Genomic DNA, 20,232 nt, shown 5'->3' with positions numbered 1-20,232 from the left:
GCCATTTTAAGTAAATTGAACCGTTTACTTAATCAACAACCTGTGAAAACATATAAATGAGTGATTATAAAGTAGATTTAACCAATTGCGATAAGGAACCTATCCATATACCCGGCAAGGTTCAAGCGCATGGATTTTTAGTTGCTGTTGATAGTAAGTGCATTATCACCTATCTGAGCGAAAACATCAGTGATTTTTTACCGGTGAAAGCGGAGGAATTACTAGGTAATGATTTGAAAAATCTTGAGCAGATTTTGCTGCCTGGCGAAACAATAGGCCTTAATCAAATGCTGCAGTTAGGCAAGCATGCTAAAAGCTTTGAAACAATTAATCCTTTTAGAATCGATTCAGGCGATGTAAGCTATAACCTAATCATGTCTCAGGTTGCTAACTTTTATTTATTGGAGTTTGAGCCTACAAGCAGTGCTACCGAGATAGATATACAAAAAACCATCGGAAGGTCAGTTACAGAAATGCTTTCGGGCAAGCAATTAAAGCACCTGCTTAATAACGCTGCCGAACAAATAAAGACACTGATTGGATACGATCGGGTAATGATTTACAAGTTTTCTGACGACGGGCACGGAGAAGTTGTAGCCGAAGTAAAGGAAAATCATCTCGACCCTTTTTTAGGCTTACATTACCCGGCAAGTGATATACCTAAACAAGCGCGCGAGCTTTACAAAATTAACCTTACACGCATAATTGCAGATGTTGATACTGAGGCATCTCCAATACTAACGCTGCCCGTTAATGGAGAGGCGCAACCTATTGATCTTACCCATTCCACGTTAAGAGCGGTATCGCCTATTCACATCCAATATTTAAAAAATATGGGCGTCGCATCAAGCTTCAGTATTTCGCTCATGTACCGTGATGAACTTTGGGGATTGATTGCATGTCATAATTACACTCCACGTTTTATAAATTATAAGGCACGCGAAGCTTCAAAACTCATAGGACAAATCATATCTTCTGCACTTGAGTTTAAGCAGGATGAAGAATTACTTGCGCGCAGCGAGGATTATAAAGCAGCTTATGATGCGCTTTCAAGGCAACTGCGCAAAGGTGGTAGCGTATCATCTATAATTACTGAGCAAAATTCAACTATACTTGATGTTTGCGATGCTACCGGCGCTGTTTTGATTTTTGAAGACCAGGTGATTAAGCTTGGCCAAACGCCAAATGACGAACAGATAAAGGAACTGAATGCATGGCTGAAACGCAATATGCAGGATAGGGTATTCCATACACATCAATTACCCGAGTTGCATAACCAGGCTAAAGAATACAGTGACGTAGCCAGCGGCCTGCTTGCCTGTACGCTATCAAAAGAAATGGGCGAACTGATGATGTGGTTTAAGCCCGAGCAAGTTACTACTATAAATTGGGCAGGCAATCCCGAAAAGCCAGCCGAAATTGATGAGCAAGGGCAATTAACGCTATCGCCGCGTAAGTCATTTGATGTGTGGTCGCAGACGGTTAAAAATACATCAGACCGGTGGACTCGCGAAGAAATTGCAACGGTATTGAAATTGCGTGAGGATGTTGTTTATGCTATAAACCGTCAGGCAAATGAAATACGCACGCTGAACGAGAAACTTAAACAGGCCTATGAAGAGCTTGACACATTTAGCTTTACAATTTCTCATGATTTGCGTACACCTCTTTCAACTATAAAAAACTATTCGGAGCTACTGCTGGAGTCAAATACCAGCCTTGACGATGATGCCCGTCGGATATTAAAAAAGGTAATTGGCGGAGCCGATAAACTGAACTTCCTTATTAAAGAGGTTTTGAATTATTCGCGCGTTGGCAGAGCTGAAATTGAGTACAATCAAATTGATATGGAAAGGTTGCTCAAGGATATCAAGAGTGACCTGGTTGTAGCACTTAATGTACCAAATTTAGAATTCAGTTTAGGAGATACTCCTCCCCTTTTGGGCGACCGTACTATGATTACCCAGGTTTTTGCAAACCTGTTAAACAATGCTGTTAAATATTCTGCCAAATCCAACCCACCAAAGGTAAAGGTAAGTGGCAAAGAAATAAATAGCGAAGTTGTATACGAAATTTCGGATAACGGCGTTGGTATTGATTTGAACTACTATAACCGAATTTTTGATTTATTCAAACGCATGGACAACGTACGTAGCTATGAGGGTACTGGAGTTGGTTTAGCTATTGTAAAAAGAATTATTGAAAAGCATAATGCCCGCATATGGGTGGAGAGCGAATTGGGAGTTGGCACGATATTTTATGTAGCATTTAAGAAAAGTGGAAATGGGAGCGCCTGATATTTTATATATTGAAGACAACGAAGACTTTATTGACGTTGTTGAGCGTGCCATTGGCCAAATAAATGGTGGCAAAACCAAACTTCACGTAGTTGAAGATGGCACATTGGCATTAAATACTTTAGATACACTGGTTGAAAACAAAGTTAAACCGCGTTTAATACTTATTGACTTAAACTTACCGGGCCTGTCTGGGTTAGATTTGTTAAGAAAAATAAAGGAAACGCCGGCGTTGCGCTATGTGCCTGCGCTAATTTTTTCGACTTCTGACAATCCGGTTGATATACGCACATCATTAGAATCGGGCGCAAATGCGTTCGTTACTAAGCCTATGGGTTACAACAATGTGGTTAAGTGCCTTAATTCTATCTCTGACTTTTGGCTTAATACCATATCAGTAGCCTAAAACATACTCGTTTAATAACAGTTAACAACATTATGAATTTAAAGCCCATACTTGCTGTTTTACTGCTAACAGCCGCGTGTAAGTCGCAACAAACAGGTTCAGCTTCAGGCTGCCCTATTGTAATGTGTACCGAGGAATTTAAGATGATACCTGTTAAGATTATATCAACCGCAGGTACCGAGGCTGAATTTAAATCGTACAAAATTATTGACGTTGCGGGTGGCAAAGAAATTAAGCTAAGCAATGATTTGCCCAACACTCCTGATAACGCTAAAACGCTGATTGTAGCCGACGACAGCCAACGACGAAACTTTTCGGAAAAAGGCACCGACATACAACTGCAGATTACTCGTAACGACGGTAAGGTAGTTAAGGTAGACTACAAAATATCTGGCGGAAGATGTGCCTGCCACGTAGCCAAGCTTAACGGCCCCGACCAGGTAGATATAGACAAGTTGTAAAAACACAACCTGTTGATTAGCTTTGGTGATGGATTTACCTCAAACCATCCTCACCCGTAAAGACGAAATTACCCGCGATTTTTTGGCTTTGTATGAAGACCATGTAAGTAAGTTGATGAGTGGCGAGCATCGTAAGCGTTACGCGGCTAAAACCTTTGCCGGTTTGTTGTTTATTGATTCGAGACACCTGACCAATACGCTTAAACTTACAACGGGCAGGTCGCCTTGTGATTACATGGAGCAGCGCATTGTTGATGAAGCAAAAAAGCTGCTTGCTGAGTCTGACTTATCGGTTGCGCAAATAGGTTACAAATTTGCTTATGATGATCCAACTAACTTCACAAAATTCTTTAAGGGAATGACAGGTTTTACACCAAGGCAGTATCGAAAACAAATACTGTCATCGGCTTTATAAATTCTGAAGGGTACACCTTTTTTTGAGCTGCACCTCGCATAATTTTGGGTTATAGTAAACAACTATTATCTATGACACAATCAAAAATTGCACTTGTAACCGGCGGCAGCCGCGGCCTAGGTAAAGACATGGCCATCAATCTTGCGAAAAAGGGATTGAACGTTATATTAACCTATAACAGCAAAAAAGAGGAAGCAGACCAAACGGTTAAAGAGATTGAAACCTTAGGACAACAAGCCGTTGCACTGCAACTTAATGTAGGCCAAACCAGTAGTTTTGACAGTTTTTTTGAAGAGGTAACAACAGCCCTTAGAAACACATTTGGTACCGATAAGCTGGATTACTTGGTGAATAATGCCGGTGTTGGCCTGTACGCCCCGTTTGCCGAAACAACCGAACAACAGTTTGATGATTTATTAAACATCCAATTCAAAGGCACATTCTTCTTAACTCAAAAAGCAATAAAATTAATGAATGATGGTGGCGGGATAGTAAATATATCCACCGGCTTAGCACGTTTTAGTCTTGCAGGTTATGGTGCTTATGCGGCTATGAAAGGCGCTATTGAAACACTTACAAGCTACCAGGCGCTGGAATTAGGTGCGCGCCAGATAAGGGTAAATGTTGTTGCCCCGGGTGCAATAGAAACTGATTTTGGCGGTGGCGCTGTACGTGATAATGAGCAGTTGAATAAAATGATTGCTTCGCAAACTGCACTGGGCCGTGTTGGCAAAGCTGATGATATTGGCAGCGTTGTAGCTTTTTTATGTACCGATGATGCCAAATGGGTAAACGCACAACGCATTGAAGTATCGGGCGGTATACATTTATAAAATAAGCAAACATAAAAAAGCCCGGTATTAAATACCGGGCTTTTTTATGTTTAAAATGTGCTGAACCATTGCAAAGCATCTCCCATCATTGGTACTACGCTTGACCCATGATTTCCTCCTGGAATAGGTATTAATGATAATTTGGCAGAACCAGTTACCGGTAAAAAGCGGTTATAAGTACTCTCAGATGTTTGGTAATAAACATTCTCATCTGCAGTACCATGATACAAGCGTGTAGCGCTTTTTGGAGCCCAGTTGGGAAAACTATTTTCCGCAACCTTAGCTTTAAAAGCAGCTTCGGCCCCGGCGCTGTTAAGGCTGTTAAAAAAGTTAGTATTAAATAAATCTCTTAAACTCAGGGTTAGCTGCGCATTGATCTGGTCACCCTTTAAGGTTCCGTCAAGTAGCGTATTTATTCTGCTTGCAAAGGGCTCTTTAAAATAATCAGTCAACGGGCGATTGAAACCATAAAGTGTATTATAGTTTTGGATGAACAGCGCAAAGAAAGACGGATCGGGGTAACTTGTTTTTGTAGCCACAGTAGCAAGCATGCCGCTAATATCATAACCTCCGGCGCCTTCGGCAGCTGCAGTTACGGTAAGTTTATGGCTGGCGTTGGTTTCAATTTCGCGTTGGGCAGCCATAGTTACATAACCTCCCTCCGAGTATCCAATTAAAAAAAGCTTTTCACTTATACTTTTATTTTGCGATTTTAAATAGTACTTAGCTGCCTTAATCATATCAACCACAGCCTGACCTGATGATTGCATATCATAATACGGATGTATAATATCCTTAGAAACCCCATAACCTATAAAATCGGGGATTACGGTCACAAAACCGGTTGATGCAAATAATTCAAACCCGGTCATGCTTCCCGGAAAGTTAAAAGCTGATGGTGCCTGAAAATCGGCGAATATAGTACCATGCTGGGCGCTTAACATTGCAGGTGTACCACTCATTCCTCCCGGTACACAAAGCAAACCTGATGCTTGTATTTTCCTGCCTTTAAAAGTAGTGTTATAAATAAACCTGTAAAAGTCAACATCATATTTCAAGGATGATGAAAAAGCACCAAATCCCATTAGTGAAGCTGCCGTTTGCAATTGCACTTTAGTTAATGTTTGCAACGGATTAGCCGATACGAAAAGCTCCTTGCCAGCATCTTCCTGGCTTTGCTCTTCTTTTTTATCTTTTTTGCATCCTGTGGCAACAAATAATGCAATTAGTACAACGCTTATAACACGTAAATTGAATTTCATTTTTATTTGGGTGATGGAAATTTTGCTTAAAAATAAACTAAATTCCTTCAAAAGCAACTGCTAAATAATCAATTATTTACACTCTAATTAAGCAAACGGTATTTTAATGTAAAACGTGGAGCCTTTGTTCAACTCACTTTTAACGGTTAGGCTGCCGCCTAAAGCCTCCACATGGCTTTTTACCAAAAATAGCCCTAAACCCTTACCTTCAACCTTAAAATCAAAACGTTTGTAAGGCTTAAATAAATCGTGCGCGTGCTTTTCTATATCAATACCCTTACCGTTATCAGCTACGTAAAGCACCGTGTGTGACTCTGTTTGATAAAAATCAATTTTGATGAACGGCCGTAAGTGCGATTTATACTTTATAGCATTACTGATAAGGTTATAAAATATGCTGTAAATGTAAGCGCGATTTGTGCGTAAAACCAATGGTTTGGTTTGAATTGAAATATCAGCATCGGTTACCAATATCTGGGGCTGCAAATCAACCATTACCTGCTGTAGTAAATCCTGTAGTATTACAGGTTCTTTAAGGAGTTCCTTATTGGCGTTGTTGATGGTAAGTATATAACTTAAGTCCTTTATTACAGTGTCGAGGTTATTTACCGATTTGGTTAGCTCTTTAAGTGTTTGCGACTGGGTTTCAGGATCATCTTTGAACAATTCAAGTAAATTTGCCAACCCAACAATATTAGCCACCGGTGAACGCATGTTGTGCGACACAATGTAAGCAAACTGGTGTAATTCCTTATTTTGACGATATAGATCATCTGCCAGCATGCGGAGTTCTAGTTCAGCCTTCTTTTTATCGGTAATGTCCGTATGCACGGTTATGCACATCTCCATTTTGCCCTCGCTGCTCATAATTGGCGTAAGCTTAATGAAGTTCCAAAAGCTTGATCCATCGCTCCGGAAGCATTCAAGTTCACGTTCAATAGCCACACCGTTTAGCAAATTTGCTCTCCCCTCTTCCAGTACAATATCATCAACGTCCTCACGGGTTATTAAATCGCTCAGGCGCTTACCTATAATGTAATCGCGCGGGTGTCCGCACATTTTGAGGAAAACGTCATTAATGAGTTCAATACTGAAGTCACTATCTAACACGGCTACACCATTGGTAGCTTTGTTTGCAACTATTGAAAGCTTTTTAAGTGTTTGCTGTAATGCAATATGTTCGCCTATGTTTTTTACAATAGCATATAGCTCAACCGTTTGCCCATCAAACACCACCGGAACAATTGTTAAATTAACAAAAAGCAATTCCTGACCTTCAGTATAAATTTGTACGTCTAACGATGATGACTTTGCTTGCTTAGTTGCCGCTATAAAACCACGTATAGCATCCATACGATTTTTAGCGGTCACCAGGTTTAACAAACCGTGTTGCTGTAATACTTCTAATGAAAATCCGGTGTCATGTGTGACCTGTGCATTGCTATGCAGAACACTGCCATCAACATCAATATTGATAACGCCGTGAGGATGGGCATTAAAAAAGTTGAAATTAGCTTGCTTAAGCTTGCTAATAGCGGCTGCACCACTATCATCAATGGCTTGCACGCTTACCATTATGTTAGTGGCCGTACTACTAGGTGTAAGTATTGAGAAAGTTAAATTAGCCCATTTGTGTATTTCTCCAGTGCCTTTAAAAACCGCCTTGTTTAACTCAAGGCTGTCACCAGGAATTTTTTGACCTATAAAATTATTAAGACTGCGCAGATGAGCCGAGCGAATAAATTCCGTAATAAACCTTCCCTCAAGGTTTGAAGCTGGTACTGTTAACCAATTTTCAAAACCTTTGCTTACCTGTACAAATCGTCCTTCAGCATCAAGCAGTAGATGAAAGTTCATTAATGTAATACGCGTAACAATAAAGCATGAAAGTTACAATTATAAATGGCATCCGATATGAAATAAATACTATTTTGTTATAATGTTTGCCAATGCCATATTTTTCAAGCCAACATTTGTTTGACACACAAACAAAGGCCGAAACTAAAAGTTAATTAATAAACTTGATTTATGAGAAACGGACTTTTTGAATACGGCGACCAGGTTGTTATTAATGAAACTGACGAAAAAGGTACAGTAAACATTAACCAAACTGAAGAAGGCAGCATGGTTGAAGTTGAGTTACAATCGGGCGAAGTGCGAATGTTTAGCGAAGATGAACTTGCATTTGATGAAGATTATGCACCGCAACCACCGGCTGACGATAACTTGTAAACATGAATTAAAAGCTGGTGATTAATGCAATATTTTAAACACCAGCTCTTTCAATAACTCTCCATGTGAAGCGTTGGAGTTCATTCCTTTGCTTTTCAAATCATACTCCCTCAGCCAACCTATAATAAGCGTTGTTTTGTAATAGTCAAACCCTCTTGAAGCGGCTTCATAATCTTTAATGAAGTATGGATTAACGCCCAGTTCGCTGGCAACACTTTTGGGCGTTTTATCTTTCACATAATGATACATCAGCACCTTTGAAAAAAAGTTATTTAAGTTTCCCAGTGTAAGCACTATTGGATTGGCCTTGGGATTTGCTTCAAAGTAATTCACAATTTGATTGGCCTTTAGTACGTCTTTTTTAATTAAAGCCGATTGTAGCTCGAAAACATTGTATTCTTTACTTATTCCAATGTTATCCTGGATGTGCTTTAGGTTGATTTCCTGCCCTGCGGAAATGTTGAGCATCAACTTATCTATCTCGTTGGCAATCTTAGACAAGTCGTTACCTAAATATTCGCACAGCATAGCCGCAGCCTGCGCACTAATCTGATAGTTCTTTTCAGTAACGTAGCTTTCTATCCAACTTGGTATTTTGTTATCATACATTGATGCCGACTCAAACACCAACCCGTTTTTTTCAATAAACTTGTATGCCTTTTTACGCTTATCAAATTTGCCATACTTGTAACAAAAAACAAGTATCGTAGTATTCAGCGGATTTTCGAAGTAGCTCAAAACAGGGTTAATACCTTTTTTATCAGCATCTTCCTTACCCCATTTCATATCCTGTGCTTCTTTAATAATGATAACCTGGTAATCGGCCATCATAGGGTAACGCTTGGCAGCGTTTAGCACCGTCATTATATCGGTATCTTTACCGTAAAGTACTGTTTGATTAAATCCCTTTTCAGCGTCAGACAGGATATGGCTTTCCATATAATTGCCCACAAGGTCAATGAAATAAGGTTCATCGCCATGAAGCAGATATAGTGGCTTAAACTTGCGGCTCTTTATGTCTTTAATAATGTCGTTAGCGGTCATTCTTTACAGGCCGTGAATTTACGAATAAGCGGTTAGGATTTGGCAGATATAATGATGAATTTAGCCCCGATGGATTTGTTACAGCCCTTAGCGCTTCCTCCGTACCCTTTTAAAATAACCGATGAAAATAATCAGCTGTATGTTTTTGATGAGATAAGAAAACGTAAAATTATGCTTACACCTGAAGAATGGGTGCGCCAGCATTTTGTGCAGTACTTAATAAACGATAAAAAGTATCCTAAGGGATTAATTAAACTTGAAGGCGGACTAAAGTTAAATGGAATGGCCCGCCGGTCAGACATTGTAGTGTATGCCACCGATGCAAACAAATTACTGATGGTTGAGTGCAAGGCCCCAGGCGTAAAAATTGATCAGAAGGTATTTGATCAGATAGCCCGTTACAACATAACTCATCGTATAAAACTATTGGCTGTAACCAACGGATTGCAGCACTATTACTGCAGTATTAATTTTGAAGCTAACACCTACTCGTTTCTTAGAGACTTGCCCGATTATAATGCAGGTTGATTGAAAGTTGCTGATGTTACCGATGCTTTACGTTTAACCAGCGTCACAATCTTTTCTTTCAACTCGTCGGGCTTAAATGGCTTGGATACATAATCATTCATGCCGGCACTAAATACCTTTTCTCTGATATCGGTTAGGGCCGATGCCGTTAATGCAATGATTGGTACCGACGATTTTACGCCATCGGGCAGCTTTCTTATTTCCGTTGCGGCCTCAAAGCCATTCATTACAGGCATTTGCAAGTCCATCAATACAATATCAAAATTGCCATACTGCATCATCTCCACAGCTCGCTCTCCATTTTCGGCAAATGAAGATTGTACCTGCCACTTACTGAAGAATTTCTTCATCAGCATAGTATTAACCACATTATCCTCTGCAACAAGTATGTGCAGGTTACTTAGTTCCGAATCATGTTGCGGCGCAATTCTTGGCTTATCGGCATGTTCTTCAGGTTTATCTGTTGCTACAGGAAGCTCAAGGCTGAACAAGAATTCTGATCCCTGTCCTGGCTTGCTTTTAACCTCCATTTGAACGCCTTTAAGCTCCAACAGGCGTTTAACAATAGCAAGACCTAATCCAGTACCACCATATTGGCGCGTTGTAGTTACTGATTCTTGTGTAAAAGGTTCAAAAATTGCGGTGAGGTTGTCACCCTCAATACCAATACCCGAGTCTTTTACCGAAAAGCGCACAACCACCTGATTGTGTCTGTCTTCAATGCAGTTTACTTTAACCTCAACATAACCCTGCCGGGTAAATTTAATGGCGTTACTTACCAGGTTAAATATAATTTGGGTTATACGGGTTGGATCGCCAATTACGGTCTTATTACGAAAAACGTCGTCAATCTTTAATTTAAAAATAAGTCCTTTTTCGTTCGCTTTGATAATTTGCCCGCCGCAGATGTTGTGCATCAATTCGGCCAGGTTAAACCGTATGTTTTCGAAAACCACTTTGCCCGACTCAATTTTATTAAAATCGAGAACATCGTTAACAATGGCCAATAGGTTATTAGCCGAAAACTTTAATATCTCAAGATTCTCCTGCTGGTCAGGCCTCGGATTGCCCATCATCAGCAAATTACTCATACCAATAACCGCATTCAGGGGCGTGCGTATTTCATGCGACATGGTAGACAAAAACTCCGACTTAGCGTGCGACGATTTTTCGGCCTTATCAATTGCTTGTTCAAGGTTTATATTCAGGCGAGACTGCTCCTCACCTGTTTTTTTAAGCTGTACAATGTTCTTTAAAAACGCATTGTAAAAGTGATTATGAATGTACACCATCATAATAAAATTGGTGAGCACACTTATAATCAATGTCGATTGGTCTAACTTTTCGGGGCGTATGCCTATGATATACAAATTGCTGTATGAGTAAATCATGAGCAATACAATAGGCAGCAAGTTAACCAAGGAATAAAACAATCCCCAGTTTTGCCCTAACATATAGAAACCAAAAATGATGAAGAGCAGTACTAATTGGATGGACAATATATCAACCTTTTGGAATATGACAAAGGCATCAGCCAGGTTAATAATGGTTCCTACAGCAAGCAGTGCGTGCGAAACCGTTTTCCAATCGGCTTTCCATGTGAGGTACTTGAATAAACCTGCAATTAGCACCAGTACCCCGCCAGCTATTACAATGAGCGGTGTTTGGTCGATAAACAAAACACTTAAAAATACAGCAAACACCGCTACAAACACCAACCCTAACCCGTAATACAATAAGCGAATACGTGCCTGAGCGAGCATTGTTTGCTCGTCAGACAAGATATTCTTTATAGAGAGGTTTGAAAAACCTGCTGCTGTGCTCATTACTTATAGGTAAGTTAAAATATTATTAATGTATCGGGTATTAACTGGTTTACACATTGCAATTAGATTGCCAAAAACTTAAGGTTCTCTTCAATGATCTGAAGTTTAGCTTCGGCATCTGCCTGCTTCTTCCTTTCATTTTCAATAATTTCAGGTTTAGCATTGTTCACGAATTTCTCGTTAGATAATTTAGCATTTACCGACTTTAAGAAGCCCACTAAATATTCTTTATCTTTTTGTAAACGAGCAATTTCTGCTTCTGCATCAATATTATTGGCTAATGGTATAAAAAACTCATCGGTTGATACCATAAAGCTTGCTGCACCGGCAATTTTATCATTGGTAAAGTTAACCGAGCTAACGTTACCTAACTTGCTTATAACGGGCACAAACGATTGGTAATCCACCGCTGAACTTTGTTTTACATGCAGTTCTAAAGCTTCTTTAGGTGATAATTGTTTTGTGTTCCGCGTATTACGTATTTCTGTAATTACTTGTTTCAGTTTTTCAATATCAGCAAGCAACTGTGTATTGGTTTGCTCAATTTCGGGTAATTGTGCAACTATGCAACAGTCTTGTGCATTGCGCTCACCAAAAAGCTCATCGTGCCATAACTCCTCGCTTAAAAACGGCATAAACGGATGCAACAACTTAAGTATGTTTTCAAAAAACTTAACAGTAGCGTTAAAGCTCTCGGCATCTATAGGGTGTTGGTAGGCGGGTTTCACCATCTCAAGGTACCACGCGCAGAAATCATCCCAAACAAGCTTGTAAACTGCCATAATAGCTTCAGAAAGGCGATATTGTGCAAACAGATCTTCAATTTCAGCTAGCGCTTCGTTAAATCGACTGTTAAACCAGTTTACCGCTATTGCGTTGCTTGCAGGCAAAGTTGCATCAACCTCCCAGCCTTTCACCAAACGGAAAGCATTCCATATCTTATTGGCAAAGTTACGTCCCTGCTCACAGTAGCTTTCGTCAAACATAAGGTCATTACCGGCAGGCGAACACATCAGCATACCTACACGTACACCATCGGCACTGTACTTACCAATCAAATCAATCGGATCGGGCGAGTTACCCAACTGTTTAGACATTTTGCGGCCCAATTTATCACGAACTATACCGGTAAGGTAAACGTTTTTAAAAGGAGCTTTACCCTTAAACTCATGACCGGCCATGATCATACGCGCCACCCAAAAGAATAATATCTCGGGTGCGGTAACCAAATCATTGGTGGGGTAGTAATAATTTATATCCGCGTTATCAGGATTTTTAAAACCATCAAATACTGAGATAGGCCATAACCAAGATGAAAACCAGGTATCAACCACATCTTCGTCCTGACGTAAATCGGCAGCTGTAAGCGTGGCATCAATGCTTTGTGCTTCTGCAAGGGCTTCCTCCAAGGTTTTTGCTACTACAAACTGGCCATTAGGCAGGTACCAGGCAGGTATTTGCTGTCCCCACCACAATTGGCGGCTAATGTTCCAGTCGCGCACGTTTTCCATCCAATGGCGATAAGTATTAATAAACTTATCGGGTATAAGCTTTACCTCGCCGTTTAAAACGTAATCTAACGCTGGCTGCGCCATTTCTTTCATTTTGCAAAACCATTGCATTGAAAGTTTAGGTTCAATCACGGCGTCAGTACGTTCTGAAAAACCAACTTGTGAACGGTACTCTTCTACCTTTTCCAAAGCTCCGGCCTCCTCAAGCAGCACAGCAATTTTTTTACGGGCGGCAAAACGGTCTTCACCAATCAATATCTCGGCTTTATCGTTAAGTGTACCGTCATCATTTAAAATGTCAATTACTGGCAAATTATGTTTTTGCCCCAGCTCGTAGTCATTCAAATCATGCGCAGGTGTAACCTTTAAGCAACCGGTACCAAAATCCATGGTAACGTACTCGTCAAGTATTACAGGTATTTCACGGTTAATAAGCGGAACTTTAACTGTTTTGCCATGCAAATGCGTATACCTCTCATCATTTGGGTTTATACAAACGGCACTGTCAGCCATTATAGTTTCGGGGCGCGTGGTAGCTATCATTATGTGCGTAGCATCCCCTTCGGCCTCGGTTAAAGCATATTTTATGTAATAAAGCTTTTGGTTTACTTCTTTACGGATAACCTCTTCATCAGATACTGCAGTCAATCCTCTCGGATCCCAGTTAATCATGCGTACACCACGATAAATCCAGCCTTTTTTGTAAAGGTGGATAAATGTGTCAATTACCGCTTCAGACATATCGTCCTCCATGGTAAAACGGGTACGGTCCCAGTCACATGATGCACCCAATTTTTTTAATTGTTCAAGGATTATACCGCCGTATTTTTCTTTCCACTCCCAGGCATACTTTAAAAAGTCTTCGCGTAATAGATCTGCCTTGGCAATACCACGCTCTTTAAGCATGTTTACCACCTTAGCTTCGGTGGCAATACTGGCATGGTCGGTACCGGGAACCCAGCAGGCATTTTTGCCTTTCATACGGGCACGGCGTATCAATACATCCTGAATAGTATTATTTAACATGTGGCCCATATGCAACACACCTGTAACATTGGGCGGGGGTATAACTATAGTGTATGGTTCGCGTTCATCAGGCACCGATTTAAAAAATTTGTGCTCAAGCCAATAGCTATACCATTTATCTTCAACTTCACTAAACTGATAGGTTTTTGAAATACTCATAGCCTACAAAAATAATGTTTTGCGGCAATAACCATCATACTAAAGCATAAACGAAATTTTGATAATCAGCGCATTGCTACCCATATTGTAACTTAATACTTTATTCAAATCAAACGCGCATTTAAACATGGTTTAAATCAGTTTATACACCAATAAAAAAGCCCTTACAGTTGAATGTAAGGGCTGATATTAACTATAATAAAGCCTTGCTGCAGCTTTTGATATCGATTAATGTTATAACTAATTTTGAACCGGCGCAGGGGCTGGTTGCTGTGCTGGTGGCGGAGTTTGTGGCCTACGGGCACGCGGTACGTAAGCTGCTTTAAGTTCGGGGTGTGATGAACCTTTATGACAGGTATTACAATTAACACCTAGTTCCATTACACGGCCTATGGAATCTTTACCTGCATCAAAATATTTTTTGTTGATAGTGGCCGTCATACGGTACATTTTGCGGGCCATTTCTTTCTCGGGCTTGCTATCTAAAGCAAAATCCATGCGTTTGGTTTCCTCGTTACGGGTATGACAAAAATTACATCTTACCCCTAACGCAGCCGCCCACTCATCCATCACACCATCAAGCTGCTTTTCAGAAATATTTTTAGGAAGAACTTTTAAGTTCTTGAACTTCTTTTCGTCCTGAACTTTTTCTGTTTGCATTGCAGTGGTTGAAATGAAAACAACGCTGGCAAGCATTCCTAAAGCAACAACAAAATTCTTTTTAATGGTCATAACAATAGCGAATTGGTTTTGATGTAAATATAAACCAAACAGCCAACATTACATTATTATGACAGTAAAATGTTACAACACTTTCTTATCAGTTACTAATAAGTTTCACGGGTAAATTTTTCGGTTAGTCTTTCACTTATTTGCCACAATTTGTTTCGTGCCGACTGATTTTGCGCTGCAAGTGTTGGTTTTACCGGTTTGCCTTTTTTAAAGTATTGACCATTAAGTTTAGGACTCAACTTAGCGGCGCCGGCCAGATATATAGATGTTTTAGCACCTTGCTCTGCTGAAATCATGAAAGGATTTATAAACATGAGCAAAAACTTCTTTAAGCCGCTCATGCCCGACCAAAAATCAGTTTTCACTACCCCTGGGTGTACTGCGTATGATGTAATTCCGTCCTGTGCAAAACGCTCAGTAAGTGCTTTGGTGAAATATATATTGCAAAGTTTTGCCAGTGCATAAGCCTTCCAACCCGAATAGTCAGCTTTAAATTGTACATCATTTAACAGCTGCGGCCTAGCCATTTTATGCGCAACTGAACTCAAATTAATCACCCGCGCCTGCCCTTTGCGTAGCAACGGCATAAGGCTTTGGGTAAGCAAAAAATGCCCTAAATGGTTCATGCCAAATGTAAGTTCAATACCGTCTTTAGTTTCTTTACGGGTATTATTGACACCGCCGGCATTATTGATGAGAACGTTAATTGCAAACAGCCTGCCCTTAAGTTCGTTGGCGGCATCAACTACCGTTTGCATATCACTTAAATCGCAGTAAATTACAAATATGCTGCGGTTACCCGATTGAGCAACTAAATCTCTCTTTAATGCCTCCCCTTTCTCCACATCACGCACAAGCAAATACAGTGCATGATCTATTTTGGCAAGCGCTAAAGCTGTTTCTTTTCCAATTCCTGATGTTGCTCCGGTAATAACGGTTGTTCTGAAGGGCATAAGCAGTTTAATGTATAACCACAAACTTACTTAGTTAAACGCGGAGTATTGTTAAGGTCAGGTCAAAACCCGGCGTTAAAAAAAATAAAATATATTTTAAAATCTACGAAACTTTCGTAGATTTACGAAGTTATCGTAGAATGATGGAAAAATTGTCACAACAAGAGGAAGATGCCATGCAGGCAGTATGGCAAGCCGGTGAAGGTTTTATAAAAGATTTTCTGGATTTGATACTCGAACCTAAACCGCCCTACACCACTTTGGCCTCAACGGTGAAAAATTTAGAACGCAAAGCATTTGTTAAAAGCATTAAACAGGGTAATAGCTTTAAATACCTTCCGGTTATTAAGGAGGAAGACTATAAAAAGCGCTTCATGAAGGGTTTTGTAAGTAACTATTTTCAAAACTCTTACAAAGAGTTAGTAACCTTTTTTGCAAAAGATAAAAAGATAAGTGCCGAAGAACTGAAGGAAATAATTAACCTGATTGAAAACCAAAAATCATAACCTGTATGCCGGCTTTAATAATATATTTATTGAAAGTAAATGTGGCCCTAGTATTATTTTGCATTGGCTACTACAGTGTGTTACGCAAACTCACTTTTTATACACTCAACCGGGTGTACCTTGTAGCGGCTATTTTATTCTCTACCGCCTGTCCGTTCGTTAATATTGATTGGTTTATACAACGTAACGAAAAACTTGCGGTGCCATTGCAACCTATAAAGGCTGTTGTTACAGGTATGAGCGACACGGTTATATATGTTGCTTACCCCGTTGAACATAATTACTGGAATTGGCTTGTAGCTATATTTTGGGTGGGTGTTGCGGTAATGTGTGTTAGACTGTTCATTCAGTTCTGGTCGCTGTTCAACATACACTTCAAATCAAAGCCTGCAAACATCTTTGGCATACCGGTACGTACAATTGACAAAAAGGTTAACCCTTTTTCATTCTGGCAAAGCATATATATCAATCCCCGCCATTATGCTCATCAAGAGCTTCATTCCATTGTAGCTCATGAACATGTACACGTAAAGCAATGGCATACGCTTGATATTTTATTGGCCGAACTGAGCCTGATTTTTCATTGGTTTAATCCAGGCGTTTGGCTGATGAAGAAAGCCGTTGCCGATAATCTTGAATTTATAACCGACCGTAACATACTACAACAAGGTACCGATGCAAAAAGTTATCAGTACAGTCTTCTGTATGCAAGTTTAAATTCCTCTCCCAACGCCGTAGTTAACCACTTTAATATTTCAACCATTAAAAAACGAATTATGATGATGAACTCAAAAAAATCTTCGAGGTTTAGCCTTGCACGCTATGCTTTCGTTGGCCTTATTGCACTTTGCCTCGTACTAACCTTTGGTACAACCAAAGCAGCTTTTATACGCAAGACGCTAGAAAAAGCTCAAAGTAATACGAACAAAATAATCAATGATTTATCTGCTTCTAAAGATTTCGTAATTGACACGGTTAGTAAAGAAAAAGCCCCCTCAAGTAAACCCCTTAAGCAGCTAATATTGAAACCAACCCTTGTGAGTAAGGAAAATGTAAAGGGTGTTGATACACCTAAAATAAAAATTGCTCCTAAAATCAGCTTTGTAAAATCTGATACGGTATTGTACCTATTCGATGGCGTTGCGTTAAGAACTGATGCCGATTTCAAAAACATTAATATGTCTGAAATTGAAAGCATTGATGTATTAAAGAACATTGATGCATTAAAAACTTTAGGTGCTGGAGCTTATAAACAGGCAGTGGTGATACATTCCAAAAAGTTGAAAGAAAGCGGAACAATTCAACTATTACAGCAAACACTTAAAGAACTGAGTGCAGAGAAAAAATCAGCATCAAATCATGCTCAAATCAGCATCGTTCCTATTGGTACCAATAAAAACAATCAGGGGAATGGTAATGACGGCAATATATCAGCATTATTGGGCACTTTACAAAGCACATCGCCACGGGTGAGTGAATTAGTGAAAAAGCGCGATAGTATTGATAAAGCTATAACTGATGAGATAAAAAATGAAGTTGCAGCGTCGCCCAAAATTGAGATAAAAGAAAAAACCAAGGTTCCGATCACCATTAAGGTAAAAGAAAAAGGTCCCGAACCATTGTGGATTATAGATGGAAAAATATCAACTCAAAGCGGCTACGAAGTATTGAACCCCGATTTGATTGAAAGCATTGATGTACATAAAGACAAGGCTACCACAACGGCTTATGGAGATAAAGGTGCCGCAGGCGTTATATTTATTAAAACGAAAAAAGCCGGTAAGCCCGCCGCTCCAAAGAAAATCAATTGAGTTTACAAGTTTTCAAAAAGCACGATTAGCTGGCCTCTGCCAGCTTTTCGTGTTCAAGAATATTCAGTAATGCTTTCTCAGCGGTGTTAAGTTCTGAGGCAGTAATGTCCTTATCCTCATCCAGGTCCTCAATGTATTTAGATAATGTACCCTCTTCATAGCTTTTAATGATAGTGGGATGCACATAGTACTTTTTACAAACCGTACGTGTATTACCTAAAGTTAGGGCAACGTTATCAAGCACGCTAATGATATTCTTTTTACATTGCGATTGGTTTTCATATTCACCCGCCTCTTTAAAAGCATATAAGGAACTTACACTTCCAGCCCAGGTACGAAAATCCTTAGCGGTAAAGTCTTCGCCGGTAATTTGTTTCAGGTAGTCATTCACATCGCCCGAGTCAACGGTACAACGCTTACCATCATCATCAAAAAATTGAAAAAGTTCTTTGCCTGGTATATCACGGCACTGCTTTACCAGGCGGGCCAGTTTTTTACTTTGTAAGGCAATTTTATGGTAAACGCCCTTTTTACCCTTAAATTCAAAATTAATCTTCGAGCCGTCAATTTTAACATGCTTATCAAGCATAGTGGTTAACCCGTATGAGCCATATAGCTTTTTGTATGACTCATTACCAATACGGATGCTGGTAAGTTCCATTAAACGAACCACAAGCGCCAATACCTTATCATGATCAAGATTACGGCGCTGCAAATCATCATCTACCCTCTTACGTATTGCGGGCAAATGTGCCGCAAATGCTTGCAAACGATGATACTTTGACTGGTTGCGCAACTTGTTCCAGTTGGCATGATAACGGTACTGCTTACGCCCCGCAGCATCGGTTCCGGTAAATTGAAGATGACTGTTCTCAATCGGCGATATCCATACTTTGGTATATGCAGGCGGAATAACCATTTTGTTAAACCGCTGTATAAGCTCCTTGTCTTTAACTAAATTACCGTCTGCATCATAGTAACTATACCCCTTACCCGATGGCTTGCGCGTGTAACCCGGCGAGGTGTCAGCAACGTACCGTAATCCGGCAGCCTTAGCGGTTATTTTTGGATCGCGACCAATTTTTTCGAGTTTTTTTAACAGGCGGTTCATAAGCGTTTTTCTTACAACATTTTAATAATGTTTAAGTTTTTGCGCACTATGTAATCTCTTTATAGCATAAATGCAGCCGATATTTTCACAGTCCTTTCAATACTTCAACAGTGTAATCAACCTGCGGTGCACTTACATCTAAATGCGTTACAAAACGTACACGGTTGGCGTCGGTACTGTTACATTTTACTCCCCTGCTGGCAAGTTTTTGCACAATTGCCTCCGCCGGCTGCAAGGTATCAAACAATACAATATTGGTTTCTACATCAACCACGTTACTTACCCACGAACAACCGTTTAAGGCATCGGCTAAAGTGCGGGCGTGATTATGATCAATACTCAAACGTTCAACATGGTTATCCAACGCATAAATACCGGCGGCCGCTAAAAAACCCGCCTGGCGCATACCGCCACCTAACACCTTGCGCAGCCGACGTGCATACTTAATAGTTGCTTTATTGGCTAATAATACTGAGCCAACCGGTGCTCCTAAACCTTTTGATAAACAAACTGATATACCATCAAAATACTTACCGTAATCAATAGCTTTATCCTTTGTATGTGTAAGAGCGTTAAATATGCGGGCGCCGTCTAAATGCAATTTAAGCCCGCGTTGCTTACAAAGCTCGGCTATGGGCGCAATTTGCTCAAGTGTGTAACACTTACCGCCGCCTTTATTAACGGTATTTTCCAATACAACCAAGCTGGTGTTTGGGTAATGTATATTTTCTTCATTTATTTCGGGCGCTATCATGTCGGCCGTTAAAATTCCACGTTCGCCGTTAAGCAAGCGGGTTGATACGGCTGAGTTAAAGGCTATACCCCCACCCTCGTAACGGTAAACGTGCGCAGTTTGATCGGCAATAAGTTCATCCAAAGGCTGTGTAAAACATTTGATGGCAATTTGATTTGTCATGGTACCCGATGGACAAAACAACGCCGCTTCCATACCAAATATGGCTGCACATTTAGCCTCTAACTCGTTTATGCTTTCATCTTCACCAAAAACATCATCGCCTATTTTTGCACTCCACATAGCTTCGAGCATGCCGGGAGTTGGTTTGGTTACAGTATCGCTGCGTAAATCAACGGTCATCATATATTCAATAAAATAGCGTT

Annotated in this window: 18 protein-coding genes; 9 read left to right on the top strand and 9 right to left on the bottom strand. The window is 40.1% G+C overall.

The annotated features are described in order from the left end of the window. The first annotated feature begins 56 nt into the window (after positions 1–56). From GO816_RS07900 to GO816_RS07880, 5 genes are all read left to right on the top strand, one after another. Positions 57–2,297 (top strand): ATP-binding protein, encoded by a 2,241-nt coding sequence (locus GO816_RS07900; RefSeq protein ID WP_157540904.1) that lies wholly within the window; start codon positions 57–59, stop codon positions 2,295–2,297. Continuing rightward, on the top strand, positions 2,284–2,703 hold the full coding sequence (locus GO816_RS07895) for a response regulator (protein ID WP_157540901.1): 420 nt from the start codon (positions 2,284–2,286) through the stop codon (positions 2,701–2,703). The genes GO816_RS07900 and GO816_RS07895 overlap by 14 nt, the downstream gene beginning before the upstream one ends. 32 nt (positions 2,704–2,735) lie before the next feature. Next, positions 2,736–3,164: a hypothetical protein gene (locus GO816_RS07890; RefSeq protein WP_157540898.1), complete on the top strand. Its 429-nt coding sequence runs from the start codon at positions 2,736–2,738 to the stop codon at positions 3,162–3,164. 28 nt (positions 3,165–3,192) lie between these two features. After that, a complete protein-coding gene (locus tag GO816_RS07885) occupies positions 3,193–3,579 on the top strand; it encodes a helix-turn-helix domain-containing protein (RefSeq protein ID WP_157540896.1) in 387 nt (128 codons plus the stop codon). Between the two features lie 71 nt (positions 3,580–3,650). Next, positions 3,651–4,412 (top strand): SDR family oxidoreductase, encoded by a 762-nt coding sequence (locus tag GO816_RS07880; RefSeq protein ID WP_157540893.1) that lies wholly within the window; start codon positions 3,651–3,653, stop codon positions 4,410–4,412. A 50-nt stretch (positions 4,413–4,462) separates the two neighbouring features. Here GO816_RS07880 and GO816_RS07875 read toward each other — a convergent pair whose 3' ends face one another. Together GO816_RS07875 and GO816_RS07870 are read right to left on the bottom strand one after the other, a co-directional pair. Continuing rightward, on the bottom strand, positions 4,463–5,674 hold the full coding sequence (locus tag GO816_RS07875; protein WP_157540890.1) for an alpha/beta hydrolase: 1,212 nt from the start codon (positions 5,672–5,674) through the stop codon (positions 4,463–4,465). An 87-nt stretch (positions 5,675–5,761) separates the two neighbouring features. After that, positions 5,762–7,531, bottom strand: coding sequence for a sensor histidine kinase (locus tag GO816_RS07870; RefSeq protein WP_157540887.1), 1,770 nt, complete (start codon positions 7,529–7,531; stop codon positions 5,762–5,764). Between the two features lie 171 nt (positions 7,532–7,702). On the opposite strand from GO816_RS07870, the gene GO816_RS07865 reads away from it, so the two are divergent. After that, positions 7,703–7,906 carry a hypothetical protein gene (locus GO816_RS07865; protein ID WP_157540885.1) on the top strand — a complete coding sequence of 68 codons (204 nt, stop codon included), beginning with the start codon at positions 7,703–7,705 and terminating at the stop codon, positions 7,904–7,906. Between the two features lie 21 nt (positions 7,907–7,927). Here the strand turns inward: GO816_RS07865 and holA are convergent, their stop codons facing one another. Further along, complete coding sequence (gene holA, locus GO816_RS07860; RefSeq protein ID WP_157540883.1) at positions 7,928–8,950, bottom strand: DNA polymerase III subunit delta; 1,023 nt, start codon at positions 8,948–8,950, stop codon at positions 7,928–7,930. A 51-nt stretch (positions 8,951–9,001) separates the two neighbouring features. Between holA and GO816_RS07855 the strand changes: the two genes are divergently transcribed. Beyond that, positions 9,002–9,478: a type I restriction enzyme HsdR N-terminal domain-containing protein gene (locus GO816_RS07855; protein WP_232336524.1), complete on the top strand. Its 477-nt coding sequence runs from the start codon at positions 9,002–9,004 to the stop codon at positions 9,476–9,478. On the opposite strand, the gene GO816_RS07850 is transcribed toward GO816_RS07855, so the two are convergent. The 4 genes from GO816_RS07850 to GO816_RS07835 form a co-directional block, all read right to left on the bottom strand. Further along, positions 9,463–11,304 carry an ATP-binding protein gene (locus GO816_RS07850; protein WP_157540881.1) on the bottom strand — a complete coding sequence of 614 codons (1,842 nt, stop codon included), beginning with the start codon at positions 11,302–11,304 and terminating at the stop codon, positions 9,463–9,465. The two genes, GO816_RS07855 and GO816_RS07850, sit on opposite strands and share 16 nt — an antisense overlap. Before the next feature lie 62 nt (positions 11,305–11,366). Then, complete coding sequence (locus tag GO816_RS07845) at positions 11,367–14,000, bottom strand: valine--tRNA ligase (protein ID WP_157540879.1); 2,634 nt, start codon at positions 13,998–14,000, stop codon at positions 11,367–11,369. Positions 14,001–14,240: 240 nt separating this feature from the next. Next, positions 14,241–14,732: a c-type cytochrome gene (locus tag GO816_RS07840; protein WP_157540878.1), complete on the bottom strand. Its 492-nt coding sequence runs from the start codon at positions 14,730–14,732 to the stop codon at positions 14,241–14,243. Positions 14,733–14,827: 95 nt separating this feature from the next. Next, on the bottom strand, positions 14,828–15,685 hold the full coding sequence (locus GO816_RS07835; RefSeq protein ID WP_157540877.1) for an SDR family oxidoreductase: 858 nt from the start codon (positions 15,683–15,685) through the stop codon (positions 14,828–14,830). A 140-nt stretch (positions 15,686–15,825) separates the two neighbouring features. Between GO816_RS07835 and GO816_RS07830 the strand changes: the two genes are divergently transcribed. Together GO816_RS07830 and GO816_RS07825 are read left to right on the top strand one after the other, a co-directional pair. Continuing rightward, positions 15,826–16,191, top strand: a complete 366-nt coding sequence (locus GO816_RS07830) for a BlaI/MecI/CopY family transcriptional regulator (RefSeq protein ID WP_232336523.1) — start codon at positions 15,826–15,828, stop codon at positions 16,189–16,191. 41 nt (positions 16,192–16,232) lie between these two features. Beyond that, positions 16,233–18,002 (top strand): M56 family metallopeptidase, encoded by a 1,770-nt coding sequence (locus GO816_RS07825; RefSeq protein WP_198171456.1) that lies wholly within the window; start codon positions 16,233–16,235, stop codon positions 18,000–18,002. A 25-nt stretch (positions 18,003–18,027) separates the two neighbouring features. Here GO816_RS07825 and GO816_RS07820 read toward each other — a convergent pair whose 3' ends face one another. Both GO816_RS07820 and GO816_RS07815 read right to left on the bottom strand, forming a co-directional pair. Then, entirely contained in the window at positions 18,028–19,113 is a 1,086-nt protein-coding gene (locus GO816_RS07820; RefSeq protein ID WP_157540875.1) for a DNA topoisomerase IB, read from the bottom strand. Positions 19,114–19,198: 85 nt separating this feature from the next. Next, the gene (locus GO816_RS07815) at positions 19,199–20,212 is read right to left on the bottom strand and encodes a threonine aldolase family protein (RefSeq protein WP_317163608.1); all 1,014 of its coding nucleotides are present in this window, start codon (positions 20,210–20,212) and stop codon (positions 19,199–19,201) included. Positions 20,213–20,232 lie beyond the last annotated feature (20 nt).

It is taken from the genome of Mucilaginibacter aquatilis, from assembly GCF_009755275.1.
Classification (GTDB): domain Bacteria; phylum Bacteroidota; class Bacteroidia; order Sphingobacteriales; family Sphingobacteriaceae; genus Mucilaginibacter; species Mucilaginibacter aquatilis.
The sequence above is the reverse complement of the archived record's forward strand: the minus strand, read 5'-3'. Positions and strand labels throughout refer to the sequence as shown.

Bases quoted from the DNA above. Each gene is read 5' to 3' on its own strand.
- GO816_RS07900 (WP_157540904.1), top strand. From the start codon at position 57: ATGAGTGATTATAAAGTAGATTTAACCAATTGCGATAAGGAACCTATC.
- GO816_RS07895 (WP_157540901.1), top strand. From the start codon at position 2,284: ATGGGAGCGCCTGATATTTTATATATTGAAGACAACGAAGACTTTATT.
- GO816_RS07890 (WP_157540898.1), top strand. From the start codon at position 2,736: ATGAATTTAAAGCCCATACTTGCTGTTTTACTGCTAACAGCCGCGTGT.
- GO816_RS07885 (WP_157540896.1), top strand. From the start codon at position 3,193: ATGGATTTACCTCAAACCATCCTCACCCGTAAAGACGAAATTACCCGC.
- GO816_RS07880 (WP_157540893.1), top strand. From the start codon at position 3,651: ATGACACAATCAAAAATTGCACTTGTAACCGGCGGCAGCCGCGGCCTA.
- GO816_RS07875 (WP_157540890.1), bottom strand. From the start codon at position 5,674: ATGAAATTCAATTTACGTGTTATAAGCGTTGTACTAATTGCATTATTT.
- GO816_RS07870 (WP_157540887.1), bottom strand. From the start codon at position 7,531: ATGAACTTTCATCTACTGCTTGATGCTGAAGGACGATTTGTACAGGTA.
- GO816_RS07865 (WP_157540885.1), top strand. From the start codon at position 7,703: ATGAGAAACGGACTTTTTGAATACGGCGACCAGGTTGTTATTAATGAA.
- holA (WP_157540883.1), bottom strand. From the start codon at position 8,950: ATGACCGCTAACGACATTATTAAAGACATAAAGAGCCGCAAGTTTAAG.
- GO816_RS07855 (WP_232336524.1), top strand. From the start codon at position 9,002: ATGATGAATTTAGCCCCGATGGATTTGTTACAGCCCTTAGCGCTTCCT.
- GO816_RS07850 (WP_157540881.1), bottom strand. From the start codon at position 11,304: ATGAGCACAGCAGCAGGTTTTTCAAACCTCTCTATAAAGAATATCTTG.
- GO816_RS07845 (WP_157540879.1), bottom strand. From the start codon at position 14,000: ATGAGTATTTCAAAAACCTATCAGTTTAGTGAAGTTGAAGATAAATGG.
- GO816_RS07840 (WP_157540878.1), bottom strand. From the start codon at position 14,732: ATGACCATTAAAAAGAATTTTGTTGTTGCTTTAGGAATGCTTGCCAGC.
- GO816_RS07835 (WP_157540877.1), bottom strand. From the start codon at position 15,685: ATGCCCTTCAGAACAACCGTTATTACCGGAGCAACATCAGGAATTGGA.
- GO816_RS07830 (WP_232336523.1), top strand. From the start codon at position 15,826: ATGATGGAAAAATTGTCACAACAAGAGGAAGATGCCATGCAGGCAGTA.
- GO816_RS07820 (WP_157540875.1), bottom strand. From the start codon at position 19,113: ATGAACCGCCTGTTAAAAAAACTCGAAAAAATTGGTCGCGATCCAAAA.
- GO816_RS07815 (WP_317163608.1), bottom strand. From the start codon at position 20,212: ATGATGACCGTTGATTTACGCAGCGATACTGTAACCAAACCAACTCCC.